The sequence below is a fragment of the Paenibacillus silvestris genome, assembly GCF_009882985.1.
GTDB classification, from domain to species: Bacteria; Bacillota; Bacilli; order Paenibacillales; family NBRC-103111; genus Paenibacillus_E; species Paenibacillus_E silvestris.
Genome location: NZ_WTUZ01000039.1, coordinates 658,308 through 668,128 on the forward strand (window position 1 = coordinate 658,308; position 9,821 = coordinate 668,128).

A 9,821-nucleotide genomic window follows, 5' to 3' on the forward strand; every position below is an offset into this window, starting at 1 on the left:
TGATCGAATGAAAATAACGAAAACGAAATTAGTTTCGGCCATCGTTATCGTGGTTGCGCTCGTAACCAGTTACCTGTTTATGGGACCGCAACCGAGCAACTCTGGGAAACTGCCTGCACGTACGGCGGAAGCTTCTCTTCAACCGGAGAAACAGCAGGAATCTCAGGTAGCAGTTGAAGTGGGGAATCAGGCGGGCCAGCAGCCTGATTCTTCTCAAGCAGAACCTTCAGCAGACCCGTCAACCAAGGATCAGCCGGTAAGTACGATGAAGCCGCCAGACGCAGCGTCTACGCAAACGCCGTCACCAGCAAAGGCAGAGGCTGTACCTGCTAAAGAGAGCGATAAAGATTCTATAAAAGAAACACCATCAGCTTCTGCTAGTCAATCTGCTGCCAGCCAACCTGCTGTTAAGCAAGAGATTGACCCTAAGACAGGGAAAGATAAATACTTAACAGAACCAGTTCCGTCTGGTAAACCTCTGCCTGTTGAGCCACAGAACATCAAAATTTCTGACAAGGCAATGACAGCCACGATGTCCGTTACTTGCTTGACTATTTTGGATAACATGAAACTGCTGGATAAGGAAAAGGTGGAATTGGTTCCGAAGGATGGGGTCATCTTTCCAGCCACGAAGGTAACTTTCTATGAAGGCGAATCTGTATTTAATGTGCTGCAAAGGGAAATGAAAAAGCATAAAATTCATATGGAGTTTGTGAATACCCCCATCTACAATTCCGCCTATATCGAAGGGATCAACAATCTCTATGAATTTGATGTCGGAGAACTCTCAGGTTGGATGTTTAAGGTCAATGGCTGGTTTCCCAATTATGGAAGCAGTCGGTATCAGTTGAAAGAAGGCGACGTCATTGAATGGGTCTATACCTGTGATTTAGGACGTGATGTTGGCGACACCTATAATGCTTTAGGAGCAACAAAACAATGAAAGATGTTTTCTCAAGCTATCATCCTCTTGTTAACTTCCTTTATTTTGTGATGGTCGTTGGTTGTTCGATGTTTTTCTTGCATCCAGCCTGCTTGCTAATTTCACTTTTTTTCTCCTTTGCCTACTCCATCTACTTAAACGGGAAGAGGGCGATTCGGTTTAATTTTCTGGTTATGCTGCCAATGTTGATTGTAACGGCTCTTATCAACCCTGCGTTTAATCACGAAGGCGTAACGATTCTAACTTATTTGGACAACGGGAATCCGCTTACGTTGGAATCTATTACGTTTGGCGCGGCTTCGGCTACTATGCTGATAACGGTCATTAGTTGGTTTTCTTGTTACAATGCTGTGATGACATCCGATAAGTTCATCTATCTGTTTGGCAAACTCATCCCGGCTTTGTCATTAATTTTTTCGATGGTGCTGCGATTTGTACCGACATTCAAAGAGCAATTCCAAAGGGTTTCGGATGCACAAAAATGTATTGGCAGAGATATTTCCAATGGCAGTGTGATTTCGCGTGTCAGGCATGGCATCCGAATCATGTCGATCATGATAACCTGGGTACTTGAAAATGCCATTGAAACATCGGATTCCATGAGAAGCCGCGGATACGGCCTGAAGGGAAGAACGGCTTATTCCAACTATACATTTGACCGGCGTGATCAGTGGGCTCTTGGTGCTTTAATCATTGTAGGAGGTTATGTTTTGATAAGTTCATTACGCGGAGCCTTGTATTTCAGATATTATCCGTCGATGAAAGGTCATGAAACTTCCATTTTTATGATTAGTTCCCTATGCTGTTATGCCTTAATGTGTGCAATTCCTTTAATTATGAATGTATGGGAGGATAGGAAGTGGAAGCTTTTGCAATCGAAAATTTAACATTTTCTTATCCTAGTAGCGATAAATTTGCACTGGACAACATCTCTTTAACGATTGAACAAGGTGAATTTATTACCTTATGCGGGAAGTCAGGCTGTGGGAAATCGACACTGCTGCGCCATTTTAAAACGATGCTAGCGCCTCATGGCAAAAGGAGCGGCATGCTCCGTTTCGAAGGTGTTGATCTTGGCATGGTCGATACAAGAACACAATCCTCTCAGATCGGCTTCGTATTCCAGTCACCGGATAATCAGATTGTTACCGATAAAGTGTGGCATGAGCTGGCCTTCGGGCTAGAAAGTTTAGGATACAGTACGCCTGCCATCAGGCTGAAGGTTTCTGAGATCGCTAACTTTTTCGGCATGCAAACCTGGTTTCATAAGTCCGTCTCAGAGCTTTCGGGTGGTCAAAAGCAACTTTTAAACTTGGCCTCCGTGATGGTCATGCAGCCTTCGGTTTTAATTTTGGACGAACCAACGAGTCAACTTGATCCTATTGCTTCATCTGATTTTCTGAATACACTAGTGAAGGTCAATAGAGAGCTAGGAACAACGATCATCATTTCCGAGCATCGCTTGGAGGAACTTCTGCCTGTTTCTGACAAGGTAGCCATTTTGGACAACGGCAAAGTAATTACCTTTGATACACCCAGGAATGTGGGCAAAGTACTGAATGATACGATGGATGCGATGTTCTTCGCGATGCCTGCGCCAATGAGAATTTATTCTCATATCCCTAATCATTTGGAGTGTCCAATTACGGTTCGGGAAGGCAGGAAATGGTTGGATGAGCTAGCACAGACTACTCATATCCTTACAACTACGCCGGAAAAGAAGCAAACGAATCAAACGGGTGAAGTCGCAGTTGAGCTGAGGGAAACTTGGTTTAGGTATGAAAAAGCAGCTGCTGATATCGTAAAAGGTTTGTCCGTATCCGTTCGTTCAGGTGAAATATATGCCATTCTAGGGGGGAACGGTGCCGGCAAAACGACCGCATTATCTCTCATTTCAGGCTTGAAAAAGCCATACAGGGGAGAAGTTAGACTAGGTGGCAGAAAGATTCAAGATCTATCTGACAATGAGAAATACGGTGGCTTGCTTGGGGTACTTCCGCAAAATCCACAAACGCTTTTTGTAAGTAAAACGGTAGAAGCGGATCTTCGAGAAATGTTTGTTGGCAGAAATATCGACAAAGCGGTTTTGCAAGAGAAAATAAAGCAAGTGACTGAACTTTGTGAGCTTGGGGATCTATTACAAAGCCATCCCTATGACTTGTCCGGAGGCGAACAGCAGAGAGCTGCGCTTGCGAAGATTTTACTTCTTGAGCCTAAGATCCTGCTGTTGGATGAGCCTACTAAGGGGCTGGACAACCACTTCAAGCTCAAGCTGGGAGAGATTCTTCAGAGCCTCAAGCTCGCAGGAACGGCCATCATTATGGTGAGCCACGATGTGGAGTTTTGTGCTTCCTTTGCGGATAAATGTGCGATGTTTTTTGATGGCAAGATTGTATCAGAAGGAACGCCACAGGAATTTTTCACTATCAATAGCTTCTACACAACGGCCGCAAGCCGAATGGCCAGGCATTTGATTCCCAGTGCGGTTACGACGGAGGATGTGATTCGGGCTCTTGGTGGAACTGTGCCACAGATGCCTATTAGAACCAGGAAAGTACCGGAGTCACTGCTTATTACTAAGAAAGAAACATCCTCCCAAGAAATTAATGAAACGGATCAAACGCCAGTTGATAAAAGGAAGCTATCACAAAGAACGATCGTCGCATCTTTTATAATTTTGCTAATCATACCGTTAACCATATGGTTTGGTATTTATTATTTGAATGATCGGAAGTACTATTTTATTAGCTTACTGGTTATCCTTGAAACCATGCTGCCGTTCGTGATGTTATTTGAATCTAGAAAACCCCAAGCGAGAGAACTGATCGTAATTGCTGTCTTATGTGCAATAGCAGTGGCCGGAAGAGCGGCGTTTTTTATGGTTCCCCAGTTTAAACCCGTGGTTGCGATGGTGATTATTGCTGGTGTGTGTTTAGGAGCAGAAGCGGGCTTTCTTGTTGGTGTTGTTACTGGGTTCGTTTCCAATTTTTTCTTTGGACAAGGTCCGTGGACGCCATGGCAGATGTTCGCCTTCGGTATCATCGGCTTTCTGGCTGGCTTGCTATTTAAGAAAGGTATTCTAAGGAGAAATAAGGTAGCGCTATGCATTTTCGGAGGGTTAACTACATTTTTCATCTACGGAGGTCTTCTGAACCCAGCTTCTGTGCTCATGTCCCCTTTACAGCCAACCAAAGAAATGTTTTTGCTAGCCTATCTGCAAGGATTCCCCTTTGATCTCATACATGCTGTTTCTACGGTAATTTTCTTGTATTTCATTGCGAAACCTATGTTATCCAAGCTTGATCGAATAAAGTTAAAATACGGCCTAATTGAATCCTAGGGGGATAGCGATGACAACTCTGCAACAATTAAAATATGTAATTGAAGTAGCGAACCGCAGATCCATTAATGAAGCTGCCAAAAGGTTGTTTATTACGCAGCCCAGCCTATCCAATGCGATCAAGGATCTAGAAGAAGAAATACAAATCTCCATATTTGAAAGATCCAATAAAGGCATAACACTTTCCAAAGAAGGTGTTGAGTTCTTAAGCTACGCGCGGCAAGTTGTCGAACAGGCTGAATTATTGGAAAGTCGGTACTTGAATGCGAAGCCATCTCCGCAGCATTTCTCCGTTTCCACCCAGCATTACGCTTTTGCGGTAAACGCTTTTGTCAGCTTGGTCCAAGAATTTGGATTAGACGAATATGAATTTGCGCTGCGTGAAACCAAAACATATGAAATCATCGAGGATGTCAAAACGCTGCGAAGCGAAATCGGTATTTTATATTTGAATGAGTTTAATGAAAAAGTGATCAATAAGATGCTTAAAGCCGCCAATTTGCAATTCAACAGCTTGTTTAAGGCGAACCCACATGTATTTATTAGTATCAAAAATCCATTGGCCCATCAGTCGATGGTCACCATCGAGCAGCTTCAGGAATATCCTTACCTGTCTTTTGATCAAGGGGAGTATAATTCCTTTCATTTTTCAGAGGAAATTCTGAGTACGATCTCCCATAAGAAAAGCATACGAGTGACGGATCGCGCTACGCTCTTCAATTTATTAATTGGACTGAATGGCTATACGATTTCAACGGGTGTCTTGAACGCCGATTTGAACGGTAACGAGATCATTCCTGTTCCATTAGATTGCGAGGAAACCATTCATGTGGGGTGGATTTCTCATAAAAATACGATGTTAACGAAGTTAGGCGCAGCTTATGTTGAAGCTCTAAAGGTGGCGATTTCCAAGTAATGCCATGCACCTTCCAAGCACTGTTCGAAAGGAACGTTATAGCCCCAAACTATAGCTAGATATATGTTATTCGAATTACTTTATATCTATCAATTTGTGTTAATTTTTATATAACAAATTGAAGAGGGGTTTGAATGATGACGAAGAGCAGTGTATTGGGATACCCACGTATTGGTGAAGATCGCGAATGGAAGAAAGCTTTGGAAGCATTCTGGTCAGGCAAGCTTGAAGAGGCTGAATTCCAAGCTCGGTTGCAAGAAATACGTTTGAATCATTTGCGTAAACAGCAAGAGAAGGGGATCGATTTGATTCCGGTTAATGATTTCAGTTATTACGATCATATCCTGGATACAGCCGCTATGTTCGGAATTATCCCGAAACGCTTCTCTTATGAGGGTGGCGCTGTACCTTTATCAGTTTATTATGGCGTAGCTCGTGGAACGAAGGGGGCCGCAGCAAGCGAAATGACGAAGTGGTTTAACACGAACTATCACTATATCGTCCCTGAATTGACGGATGCTTCGCCTGTGCTTACGGAGAATAAACCTCTTGCAGCATATAGAGAAGCTAAGGAAAAGCTTGGTATCGAAGGAAAACCTGTCATTGTTGGACCATTGACTTTCCTCAAGCTTTCTAAAGGGTATAGTGCATCAGAGACGGATACATGGTTGGAGCGATTGGTTCCGCTTTATGTCCAAGTTCTCCAAGAACTTGCCGAAGAGGGCGTACAGTGGGTACAAATAGATGAACCAATTCTTGTAACCAAATTAAGCCAGGATGATTTACAGCGGTTGACGAAAATTTATGAAACGATTGCTGCAGCTGTTCCGAGCCTTAACATCATGCTGCAAACCTATTTTGAATCGGTAGAGAACTATACTGACATTGTAAAATTACCGGTTAAAGGAATTGGACTTGATTTCGTACATGGATACAAAGGCAATCTAGTAGCCATCAAAACGCTTGGTTTCCCAGCTGACAAGGTGTTAGGTGCAGGTGTTATTGACGGACGCGGTATTTGGAAAGCGTCGCTTCGTGAGAAGCTGGAGCTGCTTACTGCGCTAACTAAACTCGTAACTCCAGATCGTCTTATTGTACAGTCCTCATGCAGCCTACTTCATGTTCCTGTAACGACTGCACGCGAGACAAAACTTACATCCGAATTGAAAAATGCTCTTGCATTTGCAGATGAAAAGCTCGGTGAGCTTGTTCTTTTAACGAAAGCATTAGCTTCAAGCTCCGAAAGCGATATAGATGAAATAATCAAAAGTGAAGCTGCTATCCAAGCTTTGCAGCAGTCTGAGGAACGCAACCGCGTTAACATTCAGCAAGCTGTCGCAGCGTTAAACAATCAGCAACCTGAGCGTTCCCATCCATTTGCCGAGCGTCATCAAGCTCAACAGGCCAAATGGCAGCTGCCTATTTTTCCGACTACGACAATCGGTAGCTTTCCGCAATCCGCAGAAGTGCGCAAAGCGCGTCAATCGTGGCGTAAGGGCGAGTGGAACAACGAGCAGTATGCGCAATATATCCGTGATCAGATCGACACTTGGGTTGATTTGCAAGAAGAGATCGGTTTGGATGTGCTCGTACACGGAGAGTTTGAACGTACCGACATGGTTGAATTCTTTGGAGAAAAGCTGGCTGGTTTTGCTTTTACACAGAATGGCTGGGTACAGTCCTATGGTTCACGCTGCGTGAAGCCGCCAGTTATTTTCGGAGATGTGGCGTTCACGGGTGAAATGACGGTTGAAGAAACGAAGTATGCGCAGTCCAAAACTTCCCGTCCTGTCAAAGGGATGCTCACAGGTCCGATTACCATCATGAACTGGTCGTTCGTTCGTGACGATATCCCGCGTGAGCAGATTGCTTATCAATTGGCTTATGCGCTGAGACAAGAAGTGGAGGCTCTTGAGCAAGCAGGCATTGGCATGATTCAAGTCGATGAGCCAGCTGTTCGCGAAGGATTGCCGCTGAAAGAAGAAGAGCAAGCTGACTACCTTGCATGGGCGGTCAAGGCTTTCCGCATCACCACTTGCACCGTACATGAAACAACACAAATCCATACACATATGTGCTATTGCGAGTTTCATGACATGATTGACTCCATTGAAGCGATGGATGCTGATGTTATTTCTATCGAGACATCCCGCAGCCATGGTGAATTGATTCATAGTTTTGAGCTAAATACTTACAAGCTAGGCATCGGTTTAGGGGTGTATGATATCCATAGTCCACGTGTTCCAAGTGTAGAAGAAATGACGGGTATGATCGAACGAGCACTACGCGTATTGGACGCTCGATTGTTCTGGATTAATCCGGATTGCGGACTGAAAACACGTGGTCTTGAAGAGACAGTTGCCTCCTTGCGCAACATGGTTGAAGCGACGAAGATTGCTCGTGAGAATCATGCTGCAACGGTGTAATTCGTTAGATACAGAAATATAGTTAAAAGAGCAGACCTGCGATTGCAGCTGCTCTTTTTTTTATCGAGAGAGGGCCTGTGCAGCATAGTTTTGTCGCTTCCCGAATACTTCAAGTATGAGCATAGAATTTCCAGAGCATGCTTCGAAATAGGGGGAGAACAAGGTGAAGAAACAAGTACTTATTTGCTTGATGTTAGGTTTAGTTCTCACGTTGTCAGCCTGTCTGTCGTCCAAAGACGCTTTGACCACACCGAATGTAGCGGAGCAGCCTTCTGTAACCACCCCAGAGCCTACACCCACGCTGACGCCCGCACCAACACCTATGGCATCGCCCTCAGCTTCTCCCATCGCGCTCTCGCCTACGCCGGCAGCAACACAAGCACCTGGGTTTAACCCCCCAACGCACTTTGACTATCCAGATGCGGTACGCGGAATTTATGTAACAGGTTGGTCAGCTGGCGGGGAACGTATGTCTAAACTCCTTTCACTCGTTGATAACACGGATTTAAATGCCATGGTAATAGATATGAAGGATGATGATGGCTATATCACGTTTAAGCCGGAGGGGAAGCTTGCTGAATTTGGCCAGTCTTACATCAAGGATCCCAAAGTGCTTTTGAAAACACTCGAGGAGCATAAAATCTATCCGATTGCTCGAATCGTCGTCTTTAAGGATACGGTTATGGCCAAAAAACGGTCGGACCTTTCTTTTATAGATGGCAGCAGCATTTGGCGTAATTCGAATGGGGATAGTTTTATCAATCCATTTCTTAAAGAAACGTGGGAGCATAATGTTGAAGTAGCCAAATTAGCTGCAGAACTTGGTTTTAAAGAGATCCAATTTGATTATGTTCGCTTCCCGGAGGGCTTTGAAAGCAGAGACAGTGTCCTTAAATACGCAATGGGTGATTACAAGGATAAGAAACCTATGAAGTTTGTGCAGCAGGAAAAGGACTACGCTGAGGCTACTAAGAAGTACCAAGATGATCTAGCTTCCTTCGAATTAAAATTGGCAGAGGCTGTGAATGCCTACAATGTAGAGAAGAACGATGCCAATAAAAAAGTTATGGATGATGCCCAAAAGAGCGTGTCTGACCTTAAAAAAGGAGCTCCCAAAGCGCCGGATTTTAGTGATAAGGCACGTATGACACAGCTTCGTGTTGATGCAGTCAGCGATTTTGTTGCCTATGCCAAAGACCAACTTAAACCGTACGGCGTAGATGTCTCTGTTGATATATTCGGGTACACAGCCACATTGCCTGAGGCTCCAGGTATCGGCCAGAATTTTAATCGCATCTCTAGCTCGGTAGATGTAATTTCATCTATGATTTATCCGAGCCATTGGTCTAGCGGTTATTTCGGCATCGCAAAACCTGACAAAGAACCGTATAACCTTGTGGCTGAGTATATGAAGGCAGAGAAAGCGAAGTTTGCGCAGCTCCAGTCTCCACCGCAATCGCGTCCTTGGATTCAAGACTTTACAGCAAGCTGGTTAGGGGCCGGCAATTACATCAAATACGGCAAGCCTGAGGTAGATGCACAAATTAAAGCTTTGCACGATGCAGGTGTTCAGGAGTACCTTATATGGAACGCAAACAATAACTATTCAGAGGGTGTGACCTATATTCCGTAAAAAGCTGCGGCTGTCTTGGGCAATTTTTGTTGTCCTAGGTGGCCGTCTTTTTTGCGGAAAAAAGTGCTTGTGTTACCTAGATATCCATGGTATATTATGAAACCTGTCTTACAAGAAGTGAGAAATAACTTGTTGAATAGATGGGAAAAAAGATTTGAAAAAAGTGCTTGCAATTGAAATTCTTACATGGTATATTACTTCTCGCTGCTTCGGTAACGCGGCAGAGAACGAAAGAAATTGATCTTTGAAAACTGAACAACGAGTGAGTAAGCACAGTCGAGTAATCGACTTTAAAGAGATGAATAATCTCGCTAGCAAGTCAATGAGCTATTAAGCTTTCAGATATAAAGACGAGCGATCGTCTGACCCTTAACGGGGTCCCCGAAAAGTAATCGGAATTCTCTACGGAGGTTCGCTTCACTTTTTGGGGAGATCTTTATGGAGAGTTTGATCCTGGCTCAGGACGAACGCTGGCGGCGTGCCTAATACATGCAAGTCGAGCGGAGCACTTCGGTGCTTAGCGGCGGACGGGTGAGTAACACGTAGGCAACCTGCCTATAAGA

At 44.3% G+C, this 9,821-nt stretch carries 6 protein-coding genes and 1 rRNA gene; all 7 read left to right on the forward strand.

What is annotated here, in order from left to right; genetic code table 11:
* Positions 1 to 7: 7 nt before the first annotated feature.
* A complete protein-coding gene (locus GQF01_RS32005; protein WP_161411101.1) occupies positions 8 to 943 on the forward strand; it encodes a DUF4430 domain-containing protein in 936 nt (311 codons plus the stop codon).
* The gene (locus GQF01_RS32010; protein ID WP_161411102.1) at positions 940 to 1,830 is read left to right on the forward strand and encodes an energy-coupling factor transporter transmembrane component T; all 891 of its coding nucleotides are present in this window, start codon (positions 940 to 942) and stop codon (positions 1,828 to 1,830) included. Before GQF01_RS32005 ends, GQF01_RS32010 begins: the two co-directional genes overlap by 4 nt.
* Complete coding sequence (locus GQF01_RS36090) at positions 1,803 to 4,283, forward strand: ECF transporter S component (protein ID WP_161411103.1); 2,481 nt, start codon at positions 1,803 to 1,805, stop codon at positions 4,281 to 4,283. The genes GQF01_RS32010 and GQF01_RS36090 overlap by 28 nt, the downstream gene beginning before the upstream one ends.
* A 10-nt stretch (positions 4,284 to 4,293) precedes the next feature.
* Positions 4,294 to 5,199 carry a LysR family transcriptional regulator gene (locus tag GQF01_RS32020; RefSeq protein WP_161411104.1) on the forward strand — a complete coding sequence of 302 codons (906 nt, stop codon included), beginning with the start codon at positions 4,294 to 4,296 and terminating at the stop codon, positions 5,197 to 5,199.
* 137 nt (positions 5,200 to 5,336) lie between these two features.
* Positions 5,337 to 7,625, forward strand: a complete 2,289-nt coding sequence (gene metE / locus GQF01_RS32025) for a 5-methyltetrahydropteroyltriglutamate--homocysteine S-methyltransferase (protein ID WP_161411162.1) — start codon at positions 5,337 to 5,339, stop codon at positions 7,623 to 7,625.
* Between the two features lie 163 nt (positions 7,626 to 7,788).
* Positions 7,789 to 9,258: a putative glycoside hydrolase gene (locus GQF01_RS32030; protein ID WP_161411105.1), complete on the forward strand. Its 1,470-nt coding sequence runs from the start codon at positions 7,789 to 7,791 to the stop codon at positions 9,256 to 9,258.
* A gap of 435 nt (positions 9,259 to 9,693) precedes the next feature.
* A 16S ribosomal RNA gene (locus GQF01_RS32035) occupies positions 9,694 to 9,821 on the forward strand; the annotation flags it as partial.

Coding starts and splice junctions, on each gene's coding strand:
- GQF01_RS32005 (WP_161411101.1), top strand. CDS start 8: ATGAAAATAACGAAAACGAAATTAGTTTCGGCCATCGTTATCGTGGTT.
- GQF01_RS32010 (WP_161411102.1), top strand. CDS start 940: ATGAAAGATGTTTTCTCAAGCTATCATCCTCTTGTTAACTTCCTTTAT.
- metE (WP_161411162.1), top strand. CDS start 5,337: ATGACGAAGAGCAGTGTATTGGGATACCCACGTATTGGTGAAGATCGC.
- GQF01_RS32020 (WP_161411104.1), top strand. CDS start 4,294: ATGACAACTCTGCAACAATTAAAATATGTAATTGAAGTAGCGAACCGC.